This is a genomic window from Streptomyces sp. NPDC087901 (assembly GCF_044742205.1).
Lineage (GTDB): Bacteria > Actinomycetota > Actinomycetes > Streptomycetales > Streptomycetaceae > Streptomyces.
Map to the genome: position 1 here is coordinate 818,590 of NZ_JBIUUC010000001.1, position 24,406 is coordinate 842,995.

Sequence of the window (24,406 nt, forward strand, 5' to 3'; positions counted from 1 at the left end):
TTCGGATCATGCCGGGCTCGCGGGGTCCGGCACGCACATCTGCCGCGTTGTCGTCGGTCGCCAATGCTCCGCAGTGACTCCTCCGCCTTGCAGTCGCACGCCCCGGACCCCGCTCCCTGATCCGAATAGCAGGCCCTAACCAGCGTGTATGGGGCAGCATGGCACCGAGGAAAGGAACCCACGATGGCTCTCTTCAAGAAGCGCACGGTCGGCAAGCCGGGCGAGTGGTTCTACTGCCTGGAGCACAAGAAGGTCGAGGAGGGCCCCGAGTGCCCGGCCAAGGACCGCTTCGGCCCGTACACCTCCCGTCAGGAGGCGCAGCACGCGATGGAGACCGCGCAGGAGCGGAACCTGGAATGGGAGACCGACCCCAAATGGCACGACCGCCCGGACCCGGACGAGAACGCGGGCGGCTGAAGGCAGGGTTCTGACGGCAGGGGTCCGGGGCCCGCGAGCCCCGGGCTCAGCCCGTCGGCGCCGCCCGCAGGGCCTCCTCGCTCTGCGCGCGCCTGCGCAGCGCGTCCTCGTCCGTCTCCGAGTCGTACGTGAGGAGTTTCGGCAGGGCCGCCGCCAGCAGCGCCACCGAGGCGACGCAGGCCACGCCCCCGGACCAGACCGCGGTGCGGGTCCCCGTCCACCCGGCCATACCGCCGGCCCGTACCTGCCCCAGTTGCGGGCCGACGCTGTACGAGAGCACCTCGATGCCCGCGAGCCGCCCCCGCAGCTCCTCCGGGATCGTCTGGTTCCAGATGGTCGAACGGCCGAGCCCGCTGAGCATGTCGCCCGCACCGGCGACCGTCAGACAGACCAGCACCAGCCATACGTTGCCGAACCAGCCGGCCGCCGCGATGGCCAGCCCCCAGACGGCCGCACCGAACACCACGAACAGCCCGTGCCGACGCACCCGCGACGTCCAGCCGCTGGTCAGTCCCAGAACGAGGGAGCCGACCGAGCCCGCCGCGTACATCAGCCCCAGCGACCACTCGGCGTCCAGCTCGTCACTTAGGAACGGGAAGATCGTGTTCGGGAAGGCGAAGAACATCGCCGCCATGTCGATCGCGTACGTCCCGAGCAGCACCGGCCGGCTCCACGCGTAGCGCGCCCCCTCCGCGATGCCGCGCAGCGACGGCTTCATCCCCTGCTCCGCGGGCGGCGCGGGCGTGAGCCTGCGGCACAGGACCACGGAGACGGCGAACGTGACCACGGTGACGGCGTACGCCGTGGCGTGCCCGGCATAGGCCACCACCAGGCCCGCCAGCGCCGGGCCCATGATCGCGCCGGCCTGCCAGCGCAGCGAGTTCAGCGCGGCGGCGGCGCCCAGCTGGTCGTGCGGCACGATGCGGGCCATCAGCGAGTCCAGCGCGGGCCGCTGGAGCCCGGCGAGTGCGGAGACACCCCCGGCGACCACATAGAGCGGCCAGAGCATCGGATCGGGCAGGGCCGCGTTCACCAGCAGGACGAGCGCGAGCAGACCGAGCCCCGCCTCCGTGGCCAGGATGACCTTGCGACGGTCGGCCGCGTCGGCGAGCGCCCCACCGTAGAGCCCGAACACGACCAGCGGCACCAGCTCGACCGCGCCCATCGCGCCGACGGCGAGCGGGGACCCGGTGAGGTCCTTGATCTGGAGCGGCAGCGCGATCAGTGCCATGAAGCTGCCGAAGTAGGTGACGATCCCCTGCACCCACAACAGGCGGAAGTCCGCCGAGGAACGCCAGGGCGAGAGGTCGGGCAGCAGCGCGGCGAGCCTGGCGGCGAGGGAGGGGCGAGAGGTCACGAGGAGACATGGTCCGTCCCGGTGCGTGCCCGATGCAAACAGATTTCGGAGCGTGGAGCCCGGCCGCTGGTGTTCCGGGTCACCACCGCGCCGGCGGCGGCGCGGTCAGCTGGTCGGCGAGACGGGACAGCCGGTCCCGGAACCGACGCCGGCCGCGCTGCACCGGAGTGCCGTTCTCCCCTGCCGCCGCGCTGACCAGGTGCTGGACCGTGTCCAGGTCCACATCGTCGCCGCCCGTCACGGAGAGCGCCTCGTGGGCGAGCCCCCGGACCTCCGGATCGCCGTTGTCCAGCGACAGGACGGTCGCCCCGGCCCGGCGGGCATCGTGCACCCGCTCCAGCAGCCCCTCGCCCGGCCGCTCCGGCACCACCACGAGCAGCGTCTCGCCCCGCCCCGCCGCCTCGATCCGGCCCAGCCCCACCGCCAGGTGCGCGGGGTCGCCCGGTTCCACCCGGTGGCGCACCAGCGTGGGCACCAGCTCGGGCAGCCCCGACCAGGTGGACTCGTCGACCAGATGGGCCGCCAGGTGCCACGGCTCGTACACCTCGGTCCCGACCAGCAGCAGCCCGCCTCCGTGCGGCACGACGGACGAGCGCAGCGTCCCGGCGAACCGTCGGGTAGCCGACGGCCACTGGGTCCCGGCGAGCACCTCACGCAGCAGCGCCACTCGTACGGCATCCATGGCCCGGCATCATGCACCACACCGGGGACCGCACACCGGCGAACGGTGGCGGAACCATCCGTACGGGGCGTCGCGCGAAGGTCCGTCCCACTGGCCGAGGACACAGCGTCCCGCTCTCGTACCTGGCAGTAGTGTCGGGGCCATGACTACAAATGACAGCGGCAGCGCGCCCAAGCCCCCCGCCAAGGACCCGTGGGACCTCCCCGACGTATCCGGCCTGACCATCGGCGTCCTCGGCGGCACCGGCCCGCAGGGGCGCGGACTCGCCTACCGGTTCGCCCGCGCCGGACACGACGTGATCATCGGCTCCCGTGCGGCGGACCGCGCACAGACCGCCGCCGACGAGCTGGGTAACGGCGTCCGCGGCGCGGACAACGCCGCCTGCGCGCGCGACAGCGACGTCGTGATCGTCGCAGTGCCGTGGGACGGGCACGCCAAGACCCTGGAGTCCCTGCGCGACGAACTCGTCGGCAAACTCGTCATCGACTGCGTCAACCCGCTCGGCTTCGACAAGAAGGGCGCCTACGCGCTGAAGCCCGAGGAGGGCAGCGCCGCCGAGCAGGCCGCCGCCCTGCTGCCGGAGTCCCGCGTCACGGCCGCCTTCCACCACCTCTCGGCGGTGCTGCTCCAGGACGAGACGATCGAGGAGATCGACACCGATGTGCTGGTGCTGGGCGAGGTCCGCGCCGACACCGACATCGTCCAGGCACTGGCCGGCCGCATCCCGGGCATGCGCGGCATCTTCGCGGGCCGGCTCCGCAACGCCCACCAGGTCGAGTCGCTCGTCGCCAACCTGATCTCGGTCAACCGCCGCTACAAGGCACACGCGGGGCTGCGCACCACCGACGTGTGAGCCGGCCACCGCACCCTGCGCCCGGCGGCCGGGGGCATGGGGGACACTGGACGGGACCGCGCATCATCCCCCGACAGGAGCCACCCCCATGCCCCGCCTCGCTCTCTACGCCATCGCCGTCTGCGTCCTCGCCGTCGCGGCTGCCGTGATCTCCTTCGTGCAGGGCAGCTGGCTACTCGGGATCGTCTGGGTGCTGCTGGTCGGGCTCTCGTCCAACATGTCCTGGTACTACGTGCGCCGGCAGCGCGTCGTGAACGCCCAGGCCGCGCAGGGTGTGTAGGGCGCCTATCCGTTCACGTTCATCGCGCACACCGGATTCTGCGTCTGCCAGAACCGGTAGGCGTCGAGACCGCAGTACGTCTCGAACTCGCTGACGCCCAGCGACCGCAGCAGCGCGTCGATCGCGTCGAAGAAGGCCGCGTTCACCCCGGGTACCCACAGCAGGCCGAAGACCGCGATCAGCCCGAACGGCGCGAACGGCTCCACCGCGCGCCGGACCGAGTGCGAGAGCCACGGCTCGATCACCCCGTAGCCGTCCAGCCCCGGCACCGGTACGGAGTTCAGGATCGCGGCCGTCACCTGGAGCAGCGCCAGGAAGCCCAGCGCGTACCGGAAGGCGAGGGGGACGCCGTCCAGTGCGTCCAGCCAGAACGGTGCGGTGCACACGAGCGCGAACAGGACGTTCGTCAGCGGGCCCGCCGCCGAGATCAGGCTGTGCCGCCAGCGGCCGCGGATCCGTCCCCGCTCGATGAAGACCGCACCACCGGGCAGCCCGATGCCGCCCATGATCACGAACAGCACGGGCAGCACGATGCTCAGCAGGGCATGCGTGTACGCCAAGGGGTTGAGGGTCAGGTAGCCCTTGGCACCGATGGAGATGTCGCCGCTGTGCAGCGCAGTCCGGGCGTGGGCGTACTCGTGGAGACAGAGCGAGACGACCCAGGCCGCCGTGACGAACAGGAACGTGGCGAAGCCGGGCTGCTCGGCGAAGTCCGTCCACACCGCCCAGCCGGACACCGCCGTCACGGCGGCGATACCGAGGAAGACCGGGCTGATACGCCGGTCGCTGCGGGGTGTTGCGGTGGTCATCGGCGAGCTCCTGGTGGCTGCGGGGAAGGCGGGAGCGGGCGGGCGGCGAGCCCCGACCGTACAGGCGACACGCGGAAAACGTCTCGCTTCGGGCCGGTGGTTCCATGAATGGTGGAGGCATGACGGGCAGGGATACGGGCGGGGCGAGCGGGTACGGCCGGGTGGCTGTGGATGGCCCGGCCCCCGTCACGGACAATGGGCGCGTGCGCTACGGCATCCTCGGTACCACCCAGGCACTTCGCGACGACGGTACGGCCGTCGCCATCGGCGGGGCGCGGCTGCGCGCCCTGCTCGCCGTGCTCGCGCTGCGCCCCGGCCGGACGGTGTCGGCCGCGGTGCTCGTCGACGAGGTGTGGGACGGGGACCCGCCCGCCGACGCGTCGGGGGCGCTGCAGGCACTCGTGGGCCGGCTCCGGCGGGCGCTCGGCCATACGGCGGTCGCCTCCGCGGACAACGGCTACCGGCTGGCCGCCGAACCGGACAGCGTCGACCTCTACCGCTTCGAACGCCTCTCGGGCGAGGGGGCGCGAGCCCTGGAAGCGGGCGATCCGGCGAAGGCCCTGAGCGTCCTCGACGATGCGCTCGGCCTCTGGCGCGGACCGGCGCTGGCCGATCTGCCCGACCGGCACTCCGCCGCGGCCCGCTGGACCGTCCGCCGCCTCGATGCCCGCAGGAACCGGCTCACCGCGGCGCTCGCGCTCGGGCGGGCCGACGAGGTGCTGCCGGAGCTGGCCGCGCTCTGCGACGAGCACCCCATCGACGAACCGCTCCAGGCGCTGCGGCTGCGTGCCCTGCGCGACGCCGGGCGGACGGCGCAGGCACTGGCCGCGTACGACGAGGTGCGCACCGTGCTCGCCGACCGGCTCGGTACCGACCCGGGACCCGAGCTGAGCGCGCTGCACGCCGGACTGCTCCGCCAGGAACCGCCCCGTCCCGCCCCGCGAACGACGACCCCCCGAGCCCCGGCACCGGCTGTCCGGCAGGGCAACCTCCGGGCCCGGCTCACCAGCTTCGTCGGACGCGAGCGCGATATCGACGCCCTGCGCGACGACCTCTCCCGGGCCCGGCTGGTCACCCTGCTCGGACCCGGCGGGGCGGGCAAGACCCGGCTCTCCCAGGAAGCCGCGGAATCCTTCGACCCCGCGTCCTGGCCGGACGGCGTCTGGCTGGCCGAACTCGCGCCCGTCGACGACCCGGAAGCGGTACCGGAGGCGGTCCTCGGCGCCCTGGGCGCTCGCGAGACCGTGCTGCGCGGTGCCGGTGCCGAGGAACTCCGGGCCGCCGAAAGGGGTGCGGGCGAGCCGCTCTCCCGGCTCACCGAACACTGCTCCCGGCGCCGCATGCTGCTGCTCCTGGACAACTGCGAGCATGTGATCGAGGCCGCCGCTGCCCTCGCCGATCATCTGCTGGCCCGCTGCCCGGGGCTCACCGTCCTCGCCACCAGCCGCGAACCCCTCGGCGTGCCGGGCGAGTTCGTCCGGCCCGTCGAGCCGCTGCCCGACCCGACGGCACTGCGCCTGCTGGCCGAGCGCGGCGCCGCCGCCCTGCCCGGCTTCCGGGTCGACGCCGACGAGGCGACCGCGGCGGCCACCGCCGAGATCTGCCGCCGCCTGGACGGTCTGCCGCTCGCCATCGAACTCGCCGCCGCCCGGCTGCGGATGCTTACCCCGCAGCAGATCGCCGACCGGCTCGACAACCGGTTCCGGCTGCTGACCGGCGGCAGCCGCACGGTGCTCCCGCGCCAGCAGACCCTGCGGGCCGTCGTCGACTGGTCCTGGGACCTTCTCACCGAGGACGAACGCGCCACCCTGCGGCGGCTGTCCGTCTTCGCCGGCGGCTGCACCCTCGAAGCGGCCGAGGCGGTCTGCGCGGACGGGACGCAGCAGGCGCAGGAGGTCGCCGGACTGCTCGGCTCACTTGTCGACAAGTCCCTGGTCGTCGCCGCACCCGCGGCGGACGGCGGGATGCGCTACCGCCTCCTGGAGACCGTCGGCGAGTACGCGGCGGAGCGGCTCGACGAGACGGGGGAGCGGGACGCCGTCGAGCGCCGGCACCTCGTGCACTTCCGGGAGCTGGCCCGTACCACCGACCCTCTGCTCCGCGGCGCCGGACAGCGCGCCGCCATCGAGCTCTTCCAGCGCGAGTACGAGAACCTGCGCACCGCGCTGCGGCACGCCGTCTCCGCAGGTGACGAGCAGGAGTCGCTGTGCCTGGTGATCTCCCTCTCCTGGTACTGGCAGATCCGCAATCTGCGCAGCGACGCCCTGCACTGGGCCGACGCCGCCGCGGCTCTCGGCCCCGACCCGTTCGCCGCACCCGTGCGGCCCGCGCCCTCGATCTTTGAACGCTGCACCGACGCGCCCCCGCCCATGGGACCCGAACTGCTCCAGGAAGCACGGCGCCAGGTGGCGCTGGTGCAGCTGGTCAACATGGACCACGCGATGGACGAGTGGACGAACGAGGCCAGCATGGTGCGGCTGCGGGGGATCGCCGACACCTACCGGGCCGGTCAGCCGCAGACCTGCCGGAGCCCCGCGTCGCTCTGGTTCTTCGCCGTCATGCTGACCGGCGGCGTCGCAGATCTGCGGCACCTGCTGAACGAAACGGTCCGCGCCGCAAGGGAGTTCGCCTTCGAGTGGGAGCTTGCCGCGGCGCTCCAGATGCGAGCCAACGTCCTGGCCAACCGCCCCGACTGGGCGGGCGCGGCCCATGTGGACGCCGACGAGAGCCTGGAGATCTTCAGCCGTCTCGGCGACGACTGGGGCATGGCCGAGGCGCTCTCCTCGCGCGGTGAGGCGAGCGAGAAGTCCGGCGACTTCATCCGGGCGGCCGAGGACTACCAGGCCGCGATCGACTACGCGGAGAAGCTCGGCGCCCTGGCGCAGGTGTCGGTGCTCCGCACCCGCTACGCCTCCGCGCTCACCGAGTTGGACCGGGGGGCCGAGGGCGAGGTGATCCTGCGCGAGGTGATCGCGGACGAGCGGCATGCGGGACACGAGGCGCGTCCGGCGGCCCGGCTCTTCCTGGCGCTGTGGCTGGGCCGCTCCGACCGTACGGCCGAGGCCCGCGAGCAGTTCCTCGAACTGCTCGAGGAGTTCAGATCCCAGACCATGGCGATCTTCGAGGGGTTCGTGCTGGGCGGCCTGGCCTGGCTGGACAACCAGGACGGGGACTACGCCGGCGGCCTGGACCTGGGCCGGCAGGCGCTGACGCGCCTGGGTGATCCGCTGACGCAGATGGTGGCGCCGCAGATGGCGGTGATCCACCTGGTCACCGTGGCATGGGCGCTGGGCGGGCTCGGCGAGGAGCGCGGGGCGGAGCTCGGCGCGCGGCTGCTGGCCGCCGGCCGGGCGCTGCTGCCGGAGGGGCACTTCCTGACGTCGATGGAGCGGGAGAACTTCGCCCGGGCCGAGGCGATGGTCCGTGCGGCACTCGGGGATACCGCCTACGAGGCCGCGCACGCCGAGGGCGGCGGTCTCTCCCGGGAGGAGGCCGCCGCCCTCGTGGACGCGTACCGGGGCTGATGGACCCGAACCCCTGCGGTCAGGAGGTCAGGACTTCTTGCGGAACTTGGACACCGCGAGCGGGGCCATCGCCGCGGTGATGACCACGGTCCAGCCGAGCGTCAGCCAGACCGAGTTGCCGACCGAGGTGCCCATCATCAGGGCGCGGGCCGCGTCGGCCAGGTTGGAGAGCGGGTTGTAGTCGGTGAACGTCTGGAGCCAGCCGGGCATCGTCGTGGGCGGGGCGAAGATGGAGGAGCCGAACTGGAGCGGCATCATCACGATCATCCCCATTCCCTGGACGGCCTGAGCCGTCTTCATGGACAGTCCGAGCAGGATGAAGATCCACATGATGGCGGCGCCGAACGCGGCCGCAAGGGCGATCGCCCCGATGAGCCCCAGCACCGACCCGTGGAGCTCCATGCCGAGCGCGAAGCCCATGCCCAGCAGGATCAGCGTGGCGACCATCATCCGGGCGAGCTCGACCACGATCTTGGCGATGAGCACCGAGGAGCGGGCGATCGGCATGGTGCGGAACCGGTCCATGACCCCCTTGCGGAAGTCGTCGTTGACACCGCTGCCGACGGCCATGGCGATGTTCATGCCCATCATCGCCATCAGACCGGGGATCAGGTAGTTCAGGTATTCCTGCCGCCCGCCGCCCATGCTGCTGCCGACAGAACCGCCGAAGACGTACACGAACAGCAGCACGAAGATGACCGGCATCAGGAGTGCGTCGAACATCGACTCCGGATCCTTCTTGATCTGGAGCAGATTGCGCCGCACCAGCGCCCCGATGTGGCGCAGGTTGTTCCGCAGTCCGATCCGGCCCTCGTCGTGGACCTTCGTGGCCGGGGCGGCCACGGCCGCGTCGGTGGGGGTGGGCGTCAGAGTCGTCGTGCTCATGCCGCGACCTCCTGGGGGATCGTGTCGGTGACGGTGGCCTTGCCGCCGGTGACGGCGAGGAACACCTCGTCGAGGCTGGGCAGCGCGGTGGCGACGTGCGCCAGCGAGAAGCCCCGGGTGCCGAGCAGGCCGATGACGGCGGTGAGCTGCTCGTCGCTGAGGATCGGTACGTAGAGCAGTCCCTCGTCCGGGACCGCCTGGGCACCTGCCACACCGTCGAGGCCGGCCTCCCTGATGGCCTGCGCCATCGCGGCCAGTTCGGCCGGGTCGGAGGGGCGGATCTGCAGGGTGCGGCCGCCGACCTTGGCCTTCAGCTCGTCGACGCCGCCGCGGGCGATGATCTTGCCCTTGTCGATGACGGTGAGCTCGTTGGCGAGCTGTTCGGCCTCTTCCATGTACTGGGTGGTGAGCAGCACGGTCGCCCCCTCCGCGACCATCCGCTGCACCTCGTCCCAGACCTCGTTACGGGTACGGGGGTCGAGCCCCGTCGTCGGCTCGTCCAGGTAGAGCACGGCCGGGCTGCCGATCATGGAGGCGGCGAGGTCCAGCCGGCGGCGCATTCCGCCGGAGTACTCCATCGCGGCCTTCTTCGCCGCGTCGGTGAGCGAGAAGCGCTCGAGCAGCTCGTCGGCGCGCGAGCGGGCCTTCCTGCGCGGCAGGTCGAGCAGCCGCCCGATCATGTAGAGGTTCTCCCAGCCGGAGAGCTTCTCGTCGACCGAGGCGTACTGCCCGGTCAGGCCGATGGTGCGGCGCAGCGCGCGGGGCTGCTTCACCACGTCGAAGCCCGCCACGGTCGCGTGTCCGGCGTCGGGCTGGATCAGGGTGGACAGGACTCGTACGAGGGTGGTCTTGCCGGCGCCGTTGGGGCCGAGCACGCCGAGGACGGTGCCCTCGCGCACATCGAGGTCCACGCCGTCCAGAGCCTTGGTCGAGCCGTAGTGCTTGACCAGTCCCCGTACCTCGACGGCGTTCTTGCCGTTCCTGGGGTTCTTGTCGATTCGCGTCATGTCCACCATCAGACCAGCCGCCACCGACAGCACGCCGACAGGCCGCCGACAGCAGGGCGACAGCCCGCCGATGGGGGAAGTCGGCGGGCTGTCGGTGGTGCGGCAGTGGTCGGTGGGCCCCGGTGCCGGACGGCTCCCGGGGCGGGTCCGGGGCCGTGCAGGCTTCGGTGGAAGCCGTGCGGGCCCTAGTGGAAGGTGTGCTCCGGCGCCGGGAAGGTGCCGCCCACGACCTCGTCCGCGTACGCCTTCGCGGCGTCGCCGAGGACCTGGCGCAGGTCGGCGTACTGCTTGGTGAAGCGCGGCACCTTGCCGCCGGTCAGGCCGACCATGTCGGTGTAGACCAGCACCTGCGCGTCGGTGTCGGGGCCGGCCCCGATGCCGACCGTGGGGATGTGCAGGGTGCGGGTGACCTCGGCGGCCAGTTCGGCCGGGACGAGCTCCAGGACGACGGCGAAGGCGCCCGCGTCCTGTACGGCCTTGGCGTCGCGCAGCATCTGCTGGGCGGCTTCCTCACCGCGGCCCTGCACGCGGTAGCCCATCGCGTTGACGGACTGCGGTGTCAGGCCGATGTGGGCCATGACCGGGATGCCGGCGTCGACCAGGAGCTTGATCTGCTCGTGGCTGCGCTCGCCGCCCTCCAGCTTGACCGCGCCGACCCCGGACTCCTTGATCAGCCGGGTGGCGTTGCGCAGGGCCTGGACCGGGCTCTCCTGGTAGGCCCCGAAAGGCAGGTCGGCGACGATCAGGGCGCGCTTGGTGCCCCGGACGACGGCGGCGGACAGGATGGCGATCTCGTCCATCGTGACGGGCACGGTGGTCTCGTAGCCGAGGTGACAGTTGCCCATGGAGTCACCGACGAGCATGACCGGGATGCCGGCCTCGTCGAAGACGGACGCGGTCATCGCGTCGTAGGCGGTGAGCATGGGCCACTTCTCGCCGCGCCCGGTGGCGGCGGCGATGTCGTGGATGGTGATGCGGCGGTTGCTCTTTCCTCCGTACAGCGCCTTGCTGCTGTCGGACGGGGCTCCCGCGGGGGGTGTGGCGGACTGGTTGTGCGCAGCCTGAAGCGACATTGCCAACGGCTCCTTCGTCATCTCGAGGCGCCCTGACGGCGTCCCCGGATCTCTTCCATGGTGGCATCCCGGAGCCGTTCCCGGGAAGTGGGCCCGCCACAAGGGTGGCATCCGGTGTCACGGCAGTCCGGTAAAGACTTTCCAATACGAGACGGTCTCGTATCGAAATGAAGTTACGCTTCTCGTCATGTCCATACCGTCCGGCGCTCCTGTCGCCGTGCCCCAGGTCCCCGAGGCGGTCCACCGCCGCCGCTGGGCGATCCTCGCCGTCCTGATGTTCAGCCTGCTCATCGTGGTGCTGGACAACTCGATCCTGAACGTCGCCGTCAAGACGATCGCGTCCCCCTCGCCCACCGGTCTGGGAGCCACCCAGAGCGAGCTGGAGTGGGCCATCAACTCCTACACGCTCGTCTTCGCCGGGCTGCTCTTCACCGCGGGCCTGCTCGGCGACCGCATCGGGCGCAAGAAGGTCCTGCTCTTCGGCATCGTGCTGTTCGGAGCCGGTTCCGCCTTCGCCGCCATGTCCGGATCGCCCGCCGAACTGATCACCTGGCGTGCGGTGATGGGCTTCGGCGCCGCCTTCGTCATGCCGGCGACGCTCGCCGTCCTGATGAACGTCTTCGAGCGTGACGAGCAGCCCAAGGCCATCGGTATCTGGGCCGGCAGTGTCGGCCTCGGCATCGCGATCGGCCCGATCACCGGCGGACTGCTCCTCGAACACTTCTGGTGGGGCTCGATCTTCCTGGTCAACGTGCCCGTCGTGGTTCTCGCGCTGATCGCCATGGTGGTGCTCGTGCCGGACTCCAGGGACCCGAAGCCGGGACGGCTCGACCCGGTCGGTGTGGTGCTCTCCATCATCGGCCTGGTGCTGCTGGTGTACGGCATCATCCGCGGCGGCGAACTCGCCGACTTCACCGACGCCTCCGTGGTTCTGCCGGTCATCGGCGGCCTGGCCGTCCTGGTCGTGTTCGTCCTTCACGAGAAGCGCAGCAGCAGCCCGGCCATCGACGTGTCTTACTTCAGGAAGCCGGCCTTCTCCGCGGCCGTCGCCGCCATCGCGCTGGTCTTCTTCGCGCTGATGGGTGTGACGTTCTTCTCCGCCTTCTACATGCAGAGCGTGCGCGGCTGGAGCGCCCTGCAGTCCGGGCTGCTGATCCTGCCGCTGGCCGTCGCGCAGATGGTCTTCGCCCCACGGGCCCGGCTTGTGGTCGACCGGTTCGGCGCCCGCGCCGTGTGCACCGTCGGCATGCTGATGGTCGCCGCCGGCCTCGCGGCGTTCGCCCTGTTCGACGCCACCACCCCGGTCTGGGTGATGTGCGTGGTCTTCTTCGTCCAGGGCACCGGCATGGCCCATGTGATGCCGCCGGTCACCGTCGCCGTGATGCAGGCGCTGCCCCGCGAGAAGGCCGGCTCGGGCTCGGCCGTCAACAACACGTTCCGGCAGGTCGGTGGCGCCCTCGGGATCGCCGTCCTCGGGTCGGTGCTGTCCGCCGTCTACCGCGGCGACATCGAGGGACACCTCGACGCGGTCCCGGCCGCGGCCAGGGATGTGGCGGGCGAGTCGATCGAGGCGACGCTCGGCGTCGCGGAGAAGATGGGCCCGGCGGGCACCCCGCTGGTCGCCGCCGCGCACGACGCCTTCATGAGCGCCATGCACGTCACGGCCATCGGGTCGGCGTGTGTCGCCCTGGTCGGAACGATCGTGGTCGCCCTGTTCCTGCCGGGCGGGGCTCCCGCCGGGCAGGAGGCCGCGCAGGACGAGGAGGCCGTGCCCGCGCCCGCCGGACGGTGAGGCCGGCGGCCCGGCACGGCCCGGGGCCTTCGTCCTGACCGGGCCGGACGGGGCGGGCCCGGTCAGGCCCGGACGGCAGGCGCCGATGCGGCCGGGCGCCGCCCGCGTCGGGGAGAATCGGGGGCGGCGAAAGGTGGTTTCACGTGCAGGCTCAGGCACCGGACCGGGACGGCCGGCTCCCCGGGGAGCGGGACCGGGACGACCGGCCCTCCGAGGAGCGGGGCCGGCAGGTCCACGACGGCCGGGAAGCGGGCCGGCAGGTCCACGACGGCCAGGACCCGGAGCCCCGCCCCGGAGATGAGCAGGAGCCCCGACGCGGCCGCCCGCGCAGCGCGGCGGCCGAGCGGTCCATCCTGGACGCCGTCGTCGGGCTCCTGGAGGCGGGCGAGCCCCTGGCCGGACTGTCCATCGAGCGGATCGCCCGCACCGCCGGAGTCGGCAAGGCCACCATCTACCGGCGCTGGGCCGGCAAGGAGGAACTCTTCGTCGACGTCCTGTGCGAGATCGAGCCGCCGGAACCCGAGGTCTCCGGCACCGGAGGCCTCGACGACCTGCGCGTCCTGCTGGAGTCCATGCGCACCCGCGGACTCGCCCAGCGCTCCTCGGTGCTGCTGCACAACGTCTTCGCGCAGATGAAGAGCCATCCCAAGCTGTGGACCGAGTACCAGCGCACCGTGATCGCACCCCGCCGGGTCGCGATGCTCGCCGCCGTCGGCCGTGCGGTCGAGGCGGGTGAGCTGCGGGGTGACACGGACGTCGAGCTGATGGACGACCTGTTCCTCGGCCCCATGCTCGTACGCACGATTCACCGGCCCGAAGCGCCGCTTCCCGAGGACCTCGCCGACCGCATCATCGGCCTGCTGGTCGAGGGCCTCGGGCCGAGGTCCGCCGCCGCCGGATCCGGTGAAGACGCAGGCCACGGCTGACTCGCCCGGGTCCCGGGCGAGTGTGATCGTTCTGTCACAAGGCAAAGCGGACCCCCGGCGACCGGAACCCGCCGTACCGTTCGCGTCGTCCTCAGGGCAGTACGGCCGTCGCCGACGGCCGGAAAGTCATCGCACATCGCCTAGGGTCGTGGGGCGCGGCGATGTGTACGGCAAGGCAGTGAGGACAGCGCAATGGTGCAGGCGTACAGGGCGGACACCGGTAACGGCGACGCAGGACCGCAGCGCACCGGATCACGCTTCCGGGACCTGCGCGAAAGACTGACCCGTGACCGGGGCATCTGGCGGCGGGGGATCGTCCTGGCCGGCTGTTCGGTCCTGCTGACCCTCGTGATGCTCCTCCACGCCCAGATCCCGAACACCATCGGCAACCTGGGCAGCCTCACGGAGACGTTCCTGCCGTGGTGCGCCGTCTTCGTCCCGCTGCTGCTGATCCTGGGCCTGGTGCGCCGCTCGGCGACCGCGCTGATCGCCCTGCTGCTGCCGGTCGTGGTCTGGTTCAACCTCTTCGGCGGGCTGCTCACCGACAAGTCGGGCACCGGCGGCGACCTCACCGTCGCCACTCACAACGTCAACGCGGACAACCCCGATCCCGCCGGCACCGCCCAGCAGGTCGCCGGCTCGGGCGCCGACGTCATCGCCCTGCAGGAGCTCCCCAGCGGCAAGGTCGCGGCGTACGAATCGGCGCTCGCCGACCGCTTCCCCTACCACTCGGTGCAGGGGACCGTCGGCCTGTGGAGCAAGTACCCCCTGAGCGGCACCCGCCCGGTGGACATCAAGATGGGCTGGGTCCGCGCCATGCGGACCACCGTCACCACCCCCGAGGGCCCGATCGCCTTCTACGTCGCCCACCTGCCCTCGGTACGGGTCAAGCTGCACGCCGGATTCACCGCCAGCCAGCGGGACCAGAGCGCGGACGCCCTCGGCGAGGCCATCTCCCACGAACCGCTGGAACGGGTCGCCCTGCTCGGCGACCTCAACGGGACCATGAATGACCGCTCGCTCCACGCGGTCACCGCCCAGATGCGCTCCACCCAGGGCGCGGCGGGTGACGGCTTCGGATTCAGCTGGCCCGCGTCGTTCCCGATGGCCCGGATCGACCAGATCATGGTGAAGGGTGTCGAGCCGATGTCGTCGTGGACGCTCCCGGCCACGGACAGCGACCATCTTCCGATCGCCGCCCGCGTCAAACTGTGACGCAACGGTCCGTTTACCTCCGGGCATAAATCGTCTGAGAGAATTTGTTCCGAACGGGAACAAGGCCGCCGGCGAGGAAGCCGGTCCGTCACCGTGCGATCCGGCCCCAGCCGGCCCGCGCCGGCGCACGTACGGCCGCGTCTCCTCCTGCCTTCCTGCTCCCGCGGGCCCACCGGGCCTGCCGGAGCGCACGGGGCCCACTTCGGAAAGGTCTCTCTTCATGCCTCTGGCTCTGCTCGCACTCGCTGTGAGCGCCTTCGGCATCGGTACTACGGAATTCGTGATGATGGGCCTGCTGCCCGACGTCGCGGACGATCTGGGCACCTCCGTCCCCACCGCGGGCTACCTCGTGTCGGCGTACGCGATCGGTGTGGTGCTCGGCGCCCCGCTGCTCACCGCCGTGGGCTCACGCATCCCGCGCAAACGGATGCTCCTCCTGCTGATGGGGCTCTTCACCGTCGGCAACCTCGCCTCCGCGCTCGCCCCCGGCTTCGGCTGGCTGCTCGCCGGACGGCTGCTGGCCGGGCTTCCGCACGGAGCCTTCTTCGGAGTCGGCGCGGTCGTCGCCACCCGGCTCGCCGCCGAGGGACGCCAGGCGCGGGCCGTGGCGACGATGTTCCTCGGCCTGACCATCGCCAACGTCGTCGGCGTCCCAGCCGCCACCCTGCTCGGCCAGCACCTCGGCTGGCGGGCCACCTTCCTCGTGGTCGCGGTCATCGGGCTCTGCGCGATGGCCGCGCTCGCCCGCCTCGTCCCGCAGATCCCGGCAGAGGCGCAACGGCACGTCCGCCACGAGCTGAAGGCCCTCGGCAACCGTCAGGTCCTGCTCGGACTCCTCACCGCCGTCTTCGGCTTCGCCGGGGTCTTCGCCGTGTACTCCTACCTCTCGGCGATGACGACCGAGGCGATGGGCTTCGGCGAGTCCTCCGTGACGCTGGTGCTGGCGCTCTTCGGCATCGGCATGACCCTGGGCGCACTCGCCGCGGGACCGCTCACGGACCGGGCGCTGCGCCCGACGCTGTACGGCTCGCTGGGCGCGCTCGCTGTCGTGCTGGTCGTCTTCCCCTTCGCCGCCCATGTGCAGTGGGCCGCGCTGGTGATGGTCGTGCTGCTCGGCGGGGTCGGCTTCATGACGACCACACCGTTGCAGATGCTCGTCATGAACAAGGCCAAGGACGCCCCGACCCTGGCGTCCGCCTCCAACCACTCCGCGTTCAACCTGGCCAACGCGGGTGGCGCGTGGCTGGGCGGCATGGCCATCGCGGCGGGCTGGGGCTGGACCTCCCCGGCCCTGGTCGGCGCGGTACTGACAGTGGCGGGACTCGCGGTGGCGGTCACAGCGGGCGTCCTGGACCGCGACCGGACCCCGTCGAGGGTCGTGGCCCGGGCGGTGACGTCCGCCCCGCAGAAGGCCGGGGCGGACGTGCACTGAACCCAACGACCGATCAAGCCCGCGCCCGCCGAACGCGAGCCTGCCAAATCAAGCCCGTCCGGCGATTGAGGACAAGACCTCGGCCGGACGGGCCGCACGCACTTCGCTCCGGACACGTCCAGGGGTCCGTAACCCCACCCCCCGGCGTCAGCCGGACTCGCGCCACCGGTTCGTGATCGGCAGCCGCCGGTCCTTGCCGAAGCCCTTGGGCGAGATCTTCGTGCCCGGCGGGTACTGCCGCCGCTTGTACTCCGCCGTGTCCACCATCCGCAGCGTCTTCGCCACCAGCGCCGCGTCGAACCCGGCCGCGACGATCGCGTCGAGCCCCTGGTCGCGGTCGACGTACATCTCCAGGATCCGGTCCAGCACGTCGTAGTCGGGCAGCGAGTCCGTGTCGACCTGACCGGGCCGCAGCTCCGCGCTGGGCGGCTTGGTGATGGAGGCCTCCGGGATCGGCGGGGTCTGCCCGCGCTCCTCGGCGGCGCGGTTGCGCCACTTCGCCAGCCGGAAGACCGACGTCTTGTAGACGTCCTTGATGGGCCCGTACGCGCCTACGGAGTCGCCGTACAGCGTCGAGTAACCGACCGCCAGCTCCGACTTGTTGCCCGGCGCCAGGACGATCTGGCCCTCCTGGTTGGACACGGCCATCAGCATCGTGCCGCGCAGCCGGGACTGCAGGTTCTCCTCGGCGAGGCCGGTGAGCCCCAGCGACCCCATGTACGCGTCGAACATCGGCTCGATCGGTACGGTCCGGAAGTTCAGCCCGGTACGCCGCGCCAGCTCGGCCGCGTCACCCTTGGAGTGGTCCGAGGAGTACTTCGACGGCATCGAGATGCCGTACACGTGCTGTGCGCCCAGCGCGTCGCAGGCGATCGCCGCGACCAGCGCCGAGTCGATCCCGCCGGAGAGCCCGATCAGCACACTGCTGAAGCCGTTCTTCGCCGCGTACGCCCGCAGGCCCACGACGAGCGCCGAGTACAGCTCCTCGTCGTCGTCGAGCCGGTCGGCGTACCCTCCGGCCAGCTCCGCCTCGTACGCGGGCAGCGGCTCCTCGGAGAGGACCACGTGGTCGATCCGCAGCCCGTCGTTCACCACGCCGGCCGGCGCCTCAGGCGAGGCGGCCGGCAGGTCGAGGTCCAGGATCACACTGCCCTCGGCGAACTGCGGGGCGCGGGCGATCACTTCGCCGTCCTTGTCGACGACGATCGAGTCGCCGTCGAAGACCAGCTCGTCCTGGCCGCCGATCATCGCGAGGTACGCGGTGGTGCAGCCGGCCTCCTGGGCCCGCTTGCGGACCAGTTCCAGCCGGGTGTCGTCCTTGTCCCGCTCGTACGGAGAGGCGTTGATCGACAGCAGCAGCCCGGCGCCGGCGGCGCGCGCGGCCGGCACCCGGCCCCCGTCCTGCCAGAGGTCTTCACAGATCGCGAGCGCCACGTCGACGCCGTGCACCCGCACGACGGGCATCGAGTCGCCCGGCACGAAGTACCGGAACTCGTCGAAGACCCCGTAGTTGGGCAGGTGGTGCTTGGCGAAGTTCAGCGCGACCTGCCCGCGGTGCAGCACCGCGGCGGCGTTCCGCGGAGACCCGGCGGGCTGGCCGTAGCGGGGCGCGGCGGACTCGGAACGGTCGAGGTAGCCGACGACGACCGGGAGTTCCCCGAAGCCCTCCGCGTCCAGGCGGGCGGCGAGCGCGCGCAGCGCGTCCCGCGACGCCTCGACGAAGGACGACCGCAGGGCCAGGTCCTCGACGGGGTAACCGGTCAGCACCATCTCGGGGAACGCCACCAGGTGGGCGCCCTGTTCGGCGGAGTGCCGGGTCCAGTGGAGGATCGACTCGGTGTTCCCGGCGAGATCGCCGACGGTCGAGTCGATCTGATTCAGTGCGAGGCGTAGTTGAGGCACGCCGCCCAGTGTAATCGTCTGACTGACGCAATGTCCTGGCGGGCCGTGCGAAAAGTGCCGCGGCCCGCCAGGGCGCCGGTCAGCGGCGGTAGCCGAGGACCGTCATCATGCCCGCCTCCGCGTGGTACAGGTTGTGGCAGTGGAGCATCCACAGACCCGGGTTGTCCGCGTCGAAGTCAACGGTCAGCGTCTGCCGGGGCAGCACGATCGCGGTGTCCTTGCGGGCCCCGGCAGCGCCACCGGCCAGCGCGAAGGTGTGCCCGTGCAGATGGATGGGGTGCCACATCGCGGTCGCATTCCGGAATTCCATCCGGACCCGCTCCCCGGTCTTCACCGGGTGCCGCTGGTCGGCGGTGTACGGCTTCCTGTCGAAGGCCCAGTCGTACGCCTCCATGGAACCCGTCAGCCGCATCCGCACGGTCCGGTCGGGCTTGCGGCCTGAGAGGGCCACGGACTCGTCGGGGGCCAGCCGGCCGGCCGTCACCAGCTCGCCGTCCAGCTCCTTCGGCCGCACGGACGCGCCGGGCGCCGCGCCGCTCCCGGTCCGCAGCAGCGCCATCGTGGAGGCCTTCTTGCCCTCGGCCAGCGCGGTCAGCGGGAACACCCCGTCCCCGGCGGTGACCAGCACGTCGTACCGCTCGCCCATGCCGATCAGCAGGGCGTCCGTGGGGGTGTGCCGGACCGGGAAGCCGTCGGTGTGCGTCACCGTCATCCGGTGGCCGCCGAGTGCGACGCGGAAGGCGGTGTCGCCGCCCGCGTTGATGATCCGCAGCCGGATCCGGTCGCCCGGCCGTGCGGTGAAGGCGGACGGGTCCTCGGGCACACGGCCGTTGACCAGGTAGTACGGATAGCCGACGTCACCGGCGTCGCCGCCGCCCAGCAGCTCACTGGTGGCGCCCATGAGCATCCGCGAGGGCCCGCCGCCGTCCTCTTCCGCCGCGGGCGTCCCCGGCATCGCGTGCCCGCTGTGGCCGTTGCCCCCGGTGAGTTCCTGGAGCACCGCGTCGGGGGTGGAGCCGTCCACCCCGTCGACCCAGTCGTCCAGGACGACGACCCACTCCTTGTCGTACGACAGGGGCTCCTTCGGGTCCTCAACGATCAGCGGCGCGTACAGCCCGCGGTCGAGCTGGACGCCCGAGTGCGGGTGGATCCAGTACGTCCCGGGGCCGGGCACCGCGAACCGGTAGGTGAAGTCCGTACCCGCCCCGATGGCCCGCTGGGTCAGCCCGGGTACTCCGTCCATGTCGTTGCGCAGGGCGAGTCCGTGCCAGTGCAGCGAGGTGGCCTGCGGCAGATGGTTGGCGAGGGTGAGGGCGAGCGTGTCGCCCGCGGTGACCCGGATCTCCTGCCCGGGGAGCCGGTCCCCGTACGCCCACGAACTGACGGTGCGCCCGCCGCCCAGGTCGAGCCGGGACGCGGTAGCGGTCAGGGCGATCTTGCGCTCGGGGCCGGCGCCCCGCCGCTTCTCGGCCGCGGCGACTTCCGGGCCGTCGGGGGAGACGTAGCCCTCCGGGACCGCGGTGCCGGAGGGGGCCCCGTGATTCATGGCGGCGTGGTCGGCGGCTCCGTCGCCGCTGGAACAGGCGGCGAGAACTCCCGTACCGGCAAAGGCGAGCGAGGCGCCGAGCACGGCGCGTCGGGTGTGCTGAGCGGGCATGACTGAGTGCACCTCAAGGATGTTGTCGGTGTGCTGAGGACGGACGGGGGCGCGGGGCGCCTATATCCGAAGCACCGACAGTCCGGTGAGGACGGCCTTGCGCGGCCGGGGCGGGGGAGGAGGGGGCCGGGGCATCCGCAACGACCGGACCCGGCCCTGGCCCAGCCCCCGGCCGGCGTACCGGCGTACCGACGACAGCAGGATGAGCAGGGCGACGCCCCAGGTGGCGAGCACGGCCAGGCAGACGGCCATCGGGTCCATACCGTGCTGGGGTGCCGGGGAGTCGTGCCGGACGGCCGCCGCAGGTCCGGGTGTCATGACGGGCCCGGGCGGCGCCACGGCCGCGTCGGGCCCGGCCATCACGTGCGAGGCGGCTCGCGCCGTGAGCCCGGGGCCGCTGTGTTCCGACGGGTGTCCGACGGTGTGCATGGTGAAGATCCCGAAGAGCAGCGCGGCGAACAGCAGCAGCTGCCCGTACGTCGCACTCCTTGGTCCGGACATGCCGTCACACTACCCCCACCGGGTATATGGACGGCGATGGCCCGTCACCCCGCGCGCCGCGGGAGGACGGGCCGTACCGACCGCACCGGTCGCGCACGGGTCAGCTGCGGGAGTAGACCTTCTCCGCCCAGCCGGCGATCTGGTCGTCGGAGAGGTGCTGGGCCAGATCGGCCTCGCTGATCATCCCGATCAGCTTCTTGTTCTCGATCACCGGCAGCCGGCGGATCTGGTGGTTCTGCATCTCCTCCAGCACCGCCTCGACACCGGCCTCCGCGTCGATCCACCGCGGCGTGCCCTGAGCGAGTTCGCCGGCGGTCGTCTTCGACGGATCCCGGCCCATGGCCACACAGCCGACCACGATGTCGCGGTCCGTGAGGATGCCGATCATCCGGTCCTGATCGCCGTTCTCGGAGATGGGCAGCGCGCCGACGTTGTGGTCGCGCATCATCTGGGCGGCCCGGTCGAGGGTCTCGTGCGCCGGGATCCAGGTGACGCCGGTGTGCATGATGTCCTTGGCGGTGGTCATGGGGGATTCCTCCTGCGTGCCGATGGGCACTTCCGTACGACCCCGAGCGAACCCATCGTCATGGGCCCGTTCGGAGTACGCGACCGCTATCGCCCATTCGGGTGCATCTGCGGCGGAGGGGGACCTTACGGGGCGAGCCCGGCCTGGGCGTTGTGCGGACCGGGGCGGTGCGTCAGGGGCGGGGCACCCCGTTCTGCCAGCATCCCGGCCATGGCTTCCAGCTCCGACTGCTGGCCCTCGACCATGCCCCGGGCCAGCCGCTTCTCCACCTTCACCGTGCACAGGTCCACGCAGCCGCGGGCCATGTCGATACCGCCCCTGTGGTGGTCGGTCATGAGCTGGAGGTACAGGATCTCGGCCTGCTTGCCACTGGCCCTGCGGAGCTGTTCGAGCTCGGTACGGGTCGCCATGCCGGGCATGAGGGACCCGTCGTGGGCCTCGTAACCGCCGCCCATGCCCGGCATCCCGGCCATGTCGTGGCCCGCGTGCCGGCCGGCAGCCATCCAGGCCATCGGCTCCTGCCCGGCGGCCGCCTTCGGCAGCTCCCACAGGTCCAGCCAGCCGAGCAGCATGCCTCGCTGGTTGGCCTGCGTGTTGGCGATGTCGTACGCGAAACGGCGCACGTCCTCGTCCTGGGTGCGGTCGCGCACGATGAAGGACATCTCCACGGCCTGCTGGTGGTGGACGGCCATGTCGCGGGCGAACCCGGCGTCCGCGGAACCGGATGCCGGGTTCTTCGCGGCGGGGGCGGCCGCGTGATGCTCCGCCCCGTCGCCCCGCGCGGCCGCGACCGTCGCCGCCCCCGCGAACAGCAGCGCGAGCGCGACGGCGGAACCCGCCGCCCACCGGATGCGCCGGGTGCGATCGGTCACCGTCACGGAGCCGCCAGTCCGCCGGTGCACGCCGCGCCCGGCTCGGGCGTCTGCGCACCCTGCACGTACTTGGCGAAGAACTGCGCCACCCGGCGGTCATCGGCACCGTCCACCGTGACCTGCTTGCCCCAGGCGCTCAGCATGATGGCACCGGCCTGGTCCTTGTACGGGCTCATCAGCGAGTACGGGGTCTTCCCGACCCGCTCGGCGAGCTTGTCCACGTCGGCGGCCGAGGCCTTGTCCGTGTACGTCACCCACACCGAACCGTGCTCCAGCGCGTGCACGGCGTTCATGTCGGGAATCGCCTTTTTGTATACGTCGCCGTCGCAGTTCATCCAGACGGGGCTGTGGTCCCCGCCGACCGGCGGCTTCATCGGGTACGAGACGGTCTCGGTGACGTGGTTGCGGGCCAGCTTCTTCGCGTCCCACGTCTTCTCGCCCTGGATCGGCCCTTCGGCCAGTTCCTTCTTCTCCGCCTCGGACTGCTCGGCGTTCTTGGCGTCCGCGGCCTTCTGGTCGGCCGAGGCCTCGGACCTGTCGATCAGCGTGTAGGTGCCGAAGGTGACGAGACCAGCGACGACGACGACGCTGAGGCTTATGACGAGCACGCGGGTGCGGCGGTCTCGCGCGCGGTCGGCCTTGCGCATCTGCTCTATGCGGGTCCTGCGGTCGAAGCTCATGTCGTAGGTCCTTCTGCGAAGGGGCGATGAGATGACGGGAACGGGTCGGGAACCGGTGTGCGCAGGGCAGTTGCGAGGCCGTCGCGTCCCATACACACCATGGCCGCCGATCGTAGTGGGTGGCCGAGTGCTCCATCTCACGTCGGGTGCGTAATCTGGGTGAAATCCGGGGTCGTGATACTGGACTTCCTCCCCTACCCCGGGCGGTGGTGCACGGACCGTCTGAACTGCAAGGATGTGGCTATGGACAAGCAGCAGGAATTCGTCCTCAGGACACTTGAGGAGCGCGACATCCGGTTCGTACGGCTGTGGTTCACCGACGTGCTCGGTTACCTCAAGTCGGTGGCCGTGGCCCCTGCCGAGCTGGAACAGGCGTTTGACGAGGGCATCGGCTTCGACGGCTCGGCCATCGAGGGCTTCGCCCGGGTGTACGAGTCGGACATGATCGCCAAGCCGGACCCGGGCACGTTCCAGATCCTGCCCTGGCGCGCGGAGGCCCCCGGCACGGCCCGGATGTTCTGCGACATCCTGATGCCCGACGGCTCGCCCTCCTTCGCCGACCCGCGCTACGTGCTCAAGCGCATCCTGGCCAAGACCTCGGACCTGGGCTTCACCTTCTACACCCACCCCGAGATCGAGTTCTTCCTGCTGAAGAACAAGCCGGTCGACGGCACCCGCCCCACCCCGGCGGACAGCTCCGGCTACTTCGACCACACCCCGCAGAACGTCGGCATGGACTTCCGCCGCCAGGCGATCACCATGCTCGAATCGATGGGCATCTCGGTCGAGTTCAGCCACCACGAGGGCGCCCCCGGCCAGCAGGAGATCGACCTGCGGTACGCGGACGCACTGTCCACCGCCGACAACATCATGACGTTCCGCCTGGTCATGAAGCAGGTCGCGCTGGAGCAGGGCGTGCAGGCGACCTTCATGCCGAAGCCGTTCTCGGAGTACCCCGGCTCGGGCATGCACACCCACCTCTCCCTCTTCGAGGGCGACCGCAACGCGTTCTACGAGTCCGGCTCCGAGTACCAGCTCTCCAAGGTCGGCCGCTCCTTCATCGCGGGCCTGCTCAAGCACGCCGCGGAGATCTCCGCCGTGACCAACCAGTGGGTCAACTCCTACAAGCGCATCTGGGGCGGTTCCTCCCGCGCCGCGGGCGCCGGCGGCGAGGCCCCCTCGTACATCTGCTGGGGCCACAACAACCGCTCCGCGCTGATCCGCGTCCCGATGTACAAGCCCGGCAAGACCGGCTCGGCCCGCGTCGAGGTCCGCTCCATCGACTCCGGCGCCAACCCCTACCTGACGTACGCGGTGCTCCTCGCCGCGGGCCTCAAGGGCATCGAGGAGGGCTACGAACTCCCGGCCGGCGCCGACGACGACGTCTGGGCCCTGTCCGACGCGGAGCGCCGCGCGATGGGCATCGAGCCGCTGCCGCAGAACCTGGGCGAGGCGATCGCGCTGATGGAGAAGAGCGAACTGGTCGCCGAGACGCTCGGCGAGCACGTCTTCGACTTCTTCCTGCGCAACAAGAAGCAGGAGTGGGAGGAGTACCGCAGCGAGGTCACGGCCTTCGAGCTGAAGGCACTGCTGCCGGTGCTGTAGGCGCCCTCGGCGCGTGCGGTGTGTGTGGACGGCTTCGGGCCGACGGTTTCGTACCGTCGGCCCGAAGCCGTATCGGGTGCGAGGCGATCACGCCGTGCGAGGCGGGGGAGGAACAGCCGGGGCGGGTGTGCCGCGGCCGGCGCTCGTCGGGTCCCCCGCTCCCGTGGCCGGATGCGGAGACGGCCGGGGCGATGCACCTTCACATTGGCTGCCGGGCCGGCGATCAGGATGTGTGCCCCCTCCGGGATCCTCGTAGCCGACCTGGACGCTGTCCGAACGGCCGACCGCGTCTCGCCCCCTTCCTCACCGGCGCCGACCTGACCATCGCCTTCGGCTCGGAGGGCGGGCGGAGGGAGAAGCCGAGAGGCGGCAGACGTGCTCGCAGCACGGGTGCACATTGCAGCCACCCCG

21 protein-coding genes are annotated in these 24,406 nt (G+C 71.4%); 9 read left to right on the forward strand and 12 right to left on the reverse strand.

Annotation, left to right across the window (positions count from 1 at the left end):
* Window positions 1-183 precede the first annotated feature (183 nt).
* Window positions 184-417, forward strand: coding sequence for a hypothetical protein (locus tag ACIOEW_RS03660; protein ID WP_148017597.1), 234 nt, complete (start codon window positions 184-186; stop codon window positions 415-417).
* 46 nt (window positions 418-463) lie between these two features.
* Here ACIOEW_RS03660 and ACIOEW_RS03665 read toward each other — a convergent pair whose 3' ends face one another.
* Together ACIOEW_RS03665 and ACIOEW_RS03670 are read right to left on the reverse strand one after the other, a co-directional pair.
* Window positions 464-1,774, reverse strand: a complete 1,311-nt coding sequence (locus tag ACIOEW_RS03665) for an MFS transporter (RefSeq protein ID WP_401960985.1) — start codon at window positions 1,772-1,774, stop codon at window positions 464-466.
* Window positions 1,775-1,853: 79 nt separating this feature from the next.
* The gene (locus ACIOEW_RS03670; RefSeq protein ID WP_401960986.1) at window positions 1,854-2,456 is read right to left on the reverse strand and encodes a hypothetical protein; all 603 of its coding nucleotides are present in this window, start codon (window positions 2,454-2,456) and stop codon (window positions 1,854-1,856) included.
* 142 nt (window positions 2,457-2,598) lie between these two features.
* Here ACIOEW_RS03670 and npdG point away from each other — a divergent pair, with 142 nt between their 5' ends.
* The gene (npdG, locus tag ACIOEW_RS03675) at window positions 2,599-3,309 is read left to right on the forward strand and encodes an NADPH-dependent F420 reductase (protein WP_362554631.1); all 711 of its coding nucleotides are present in this window, start codon (window positions 2,599-2,601) and stop codon (window positions 3,307-3,309) included.
* Window positions 3,310-3,397: 88 nt separating this feature from the next.
* Window positions 3,398-3,589, forward strand: coding sequence for a hypothetical protein (locus ACIOEW_RS03680; RefSeq protein ID WP_401960988.1), 192 nt, complete (start codon window positions 3,398-3,400; stop codon window positions 3,587-3,589).
* Window positions 3,590-3,594: 5 nt separating this feature from the next.
* Here ACIOEW_RS03680 and ACIOEW_RS03685 read toward each other — a convergent pair whose 3' ends face one another.
* Window positions 3,595-4,398 carry a site-2 protease family protein gene (locus ACIOEW_RS03685; RefSeq protein WP_362554627.1) on the reverse strand — a complete coding sequence of 268 codons (804 nt, stop codon included), beginning with the start codon at window positions 4,396-4,398 and terminating at the stop codon, window positions 3,595-3,597.
* 203 nt (window positions 4,399-4,601) lie between these two features.
* Between ACIOEW_RS03685 and ACIOEW_RS03690 the strand changes: the two genes are divergently transcribed.
* Window positions 4,602-7,922: a BTAD domain-containing putative transcriptional regulator gene (locus tag ACIOEW_RS03690; protein WP_401960990.1), complete on the forward strand. Its 3,321-nt coding sequence runs from the start codon at window positions 4,602-4,604 to the stop codon at window positions 7,920-7,922.
* 27 nt (window positions 7,923-7,949) lie between these two features.
* Here ACIOEW_RS03690 and ACIOEW_RS03695 read toward each other — a convergent pair whose 3' ends face one another.
* The 3 genes from ACIOEW_RS03695 to panB form a co-directional block, all read right to left on the reverse strand.
* Entirely contained in the window at window positions 7,950-8,807 is an 858-nt protein-coding gene (locus ACIOEW_RS03695) for an ABC transporter permease (RefSeq protein WP_362554623.1), read from the reverse strand.
* The gene (locus tag ACIOEW_RS03700; RefSeq protein WP_401960991.1) at window positions 8,804-9,823 is read right to left on the reverse strand and encodes an ATP-binding cassette domain-containing protein; all 1,020 of its coding nucleotides are present in this window, start codon (window positions 9,821-9,823) and stop codon (window positions 8,804-8,806) included. The genes ACIOEW_RS03695 and ACIOEW_RS03700 overlap by 4 nt, the downstream gene beginning before the upstream one ends.
* A 176-nt stretch (window positions 9,824-9,999) precedes the next feature.
* On the reverse strand, window positions 10,000-10,887 hold the full coding sequence (panB, locus tag ACIOEW_RS03705; RefSeq protein ID WP_401960994.1) for a 3-methyl-2-oxobutanoate hydroxymethyltransferase: 888 nt from the start codon (window positions 10,885-10,887) through the stop codon (window positions 10,000-10,002).
* 187 nt (window positions 10,888-11,074) lie between these two features.
* Between panB and ACIOEW_RS03710 the strand changes: the two genes are divergently transcribed.
* From ACIOEW_RS03710 to ACIOEW_RS03725, 4 genes are all read left to right on the forward strand, one after another.
* Window positions 11,075-12,679, forward strand: a complete 1,605-nt coding sequence (locus tag ACIOEW_RS03710) for an MFS transporter (protein WP_401960995.1) — start codon at window positions 11,075-11,077, stop codon at window positions 12,677-12,679.
* 143 nt (window positions 12,680-12,822) lie between these two features.
* Window positions 12,823-13,605 (forward strand): TetR/AcrR family transcriptional regulator, encoded by a 783-nt coding sequence (locus ACIOEW_RS03715; protein ID WP_401960997.1) that lies wholly within the window; start codon window positions 12,823-12,825, stop codon window positions 13,603-13,605.
* Between the two features lie 192 nt (window positions 13,606-13,797).
* Window positions 13,798-14,820 (forward strand): endonuclease/exonuclease/phosphatase family protein, encoded by a 1,023-nt coding sequence (locus tag ACIOEW_RS03720; RefSeq protein ID WP_401960999.1) that lies wholly within the window; start codon window positions 13,798-13,800, stop codon window positions 14,818-14,820.
* Window positions 14,821-15,040: 220 nt separating this feature from the next.
* Entirely contained in the window at window positions 15,041-16,252 is a 1,212-nt protein-coding gene (locus ACIOEW_RS03725; protein WP_362554612.1) for an MFS transporter, read from the forward strand.
* Between the two features lie 147 nt (window positions 16,253-16,399).
* On the opposite strand, the gene ACIOEW_RS03730 is transcribed toward ACIOEW_RS03725, so the two are convergent.
* The 6 genes from ACIOEW_RS03730 to ACIOEW_RS03755 all read right to left on the reverse strand — a co-directional run bounded on the left by ACIOEW_RS03730 (window position 16,400) and on the right by ACIOEW_RS03755 (window position 22,390).
* Complete coding sequence (locus ACIOEW_RS03730) at window positions 16,400-18,154, reverse strand: NAD+ synthase (RefSeq protein WP_401961002.1); 1,755 nt, start codon at window positions 18,152-18,154, stop codon at window positions 16,400-16,402.
* Window positions 18,155-18,233: 79 nt separating this feature from the next.
* Entirely contained in the window at window positions 18,234-19,811 is a 1,578-nt protein-coding gene (locus ACIOEW_RS03735) for a multicopper oxidase family protein (RefSeq protein ID WP_401961004.1), read from the reverse strand.
* Between the two features lie 60 nt (window positions 19,812-19,871).
* A complete protein-coding gene (locus tag ACIOEW_RS03740; RefSeq protein ID WP_401961005.1) occupies window positions 19,872-20,312 on the reverse strand; it encodes a hypothetical protein in 441 nt (146 codons plus the stop codon).
* Window positions 20,313-20,412: 100 nt separating this feature from the next.
* Window positions 20,413-20,838, reverse strand: coding sequence for a CBS domain-containing protein (locus tag ACIOEW_RS03745; RefSeq protein ID WP_362554604.1), 426 nt, complete (start codon window positions 20,836-20,838; stop codon window positions 20,413-20,415).
* A gap of 125 nt (window positions 20,839-20,963) precedes the next feature.
* Complete coding sequence (locus tag ACIOEW_RS03750; RefSeq protein WP_401961540.1) at window positions 20,964-21,710, reverse strand: DUF305 domain-containing protein; 747 nt, start codon at window positions 21,708-21,710, stop codon at window positions 20,964-20,966.
* Between the two features lie 2 nt (window positions 21,711-21,712).
* Window positions 21,713-22,390, reverse strand: coding sequence for a DUF3105 domain-containing protein (locus ACIOEW_RS03755; protein WP_401961007.1), 678 nt, complete (start codon window positions 22,388-22,390; stop codon window positions 21,713-21,715).
* A gap of 243 nt (window positions 22,391-22,633) precedes the next feature.
* Here ACIOEW_RS03755 and glnA point away from each other — a divergent pair, with 243 nt between their 5' ends.
* On the forward strand, window positions 22,634-23,995 hold the full coding sequence (gene glnA, locus ACIOEW_RS03760) for a type I glutamate--ammonia ligase (protein ID WP_362554600.1): 1,362 nt from the start codon (window positions 22,634-22,636) through the stop codon (window positions 23,993-23,995).
* Window positions 23,996-24,406 lie beyond the last annotated feature (411 nt).

Excerpts from the sequence above, each read along its gene's own strand:
- ACIOEW_RS03660 (WP_148017597.1), top strand. The coding sequence starts at position 184 with ATGGCTCTCTTCAAGAAGCGCACGGTCGGCAAGCCGGGCGAGTGGTTC.
- ACIOEW_RS03670 (WP_401960986.1), bottom strand. The coding sequence starts at position 2,456 with ATGGATGCCGTACGAGTGGCGCTGCTGCGTGAGGTGCTCGCCGGGACC.
- npdG (WP_362554631.1), top strand. The coding sequence starts at position 2,599 with ATGACTACAAATGACAGCGGCAGCGCGCCCAAGCCCCCCGCCAAGGAC.
- ACIOEW_RS03680 (WP_401960988.1), top strand. The coding sequence starts at position 3,398 with ATGCCCCGCCTCGCTCTCTACGCCATCGCCGTCTGCGTCCTCGCCGTC.
- ACIOEW_RS03685 (WP_362554627.1), bottom strand. The coding sequence starts at position 4,398 with ATGACCACCGCAACACCCCGCAGCGACCGGCGTATCAGCCCGGTCTTC.
- ACIOEW_RS03695 (WP_362554623.1), bottom strand. The coding sequence starts at position 8,807 with ATGAGCACGACGACTCTGACGCCCACCCCCACCGACGCGGCCGTGGCC.
- ACIOEW_RS03700 (WP_401960991.1), bottom strand. The coding sequence starts at position 9,823 with ATGGTGGACATGACGCGAATCGACAAGAACCCCAGGAACGGCAAGAAC.
- panB (WP_401960994.1), bottom strand. The coding sequence starts at position 10,887 with ATGTCGCTTCAGGCTGCGCACAACCAGTCCGCCACACCCCCCGCGGGA.
- ACIOEW_RS03710 (WP_401960995.1), top strand. The coding sequence starts at position 11,075 with ATGTCCATACCGTCCGGCGCTCCTGTCGCCGTGCCCCAGGTCCCCGAG.
- ACIOEW_RS03720 (WP_401960999.1), top strand. The coding sequence starts at position 13,798 with ATGGTGCAGGCGTACAGGGCGGACACCGGTAACGGCGACGCAGGACCG.
- ACIOEW_RS03725 (WP_362554612.1), top strand. The coding sequence starts at position 15,041 with ATGCCTCTGGCTCTGCTCGCACTCGCTGTGAGCGCCTTCGGCATCGGT.
- ACIOEW_RS03735 (WP_401961004.1), bottom strand. The coding sequence starts at position 19,811 with ATGCCCGCTCAGCACACCCGACGCGCCGTGCTCGGCGCCTCGCTCGCC.
- ACIOEW_RS03740 (WP_401961005.1), bottom strand. The coding sequence starts at position 20,312 with ATGTCCGGACCAAGGAGTGCGACGTACGGGCAGCTGCTGCTGTTCGCC.
- ACIOEW_RS03745 (WP_362554604.1), bottom strand. The coding sequence starts at position 20,838 with ATGACCACCGCCAAGGACATCATGCACACCGGCGTCACCTGGATCCCG.
- ACIOEW_RS03755 (WP_401961007.1), bottom strand. The coding sequence starts at position 22,390 with ATGAGCTTCGACCGCAGGACCCGCATAGAGCAGATGCGCAAGGCCGAC.
- glnA (WP_362554600.1), top strand. The coding sequence starts at position 22,634 with ATGGACAAGCAGCAGGAATTCGTCCTCAGGACACTTGAGGAGCGCGAC.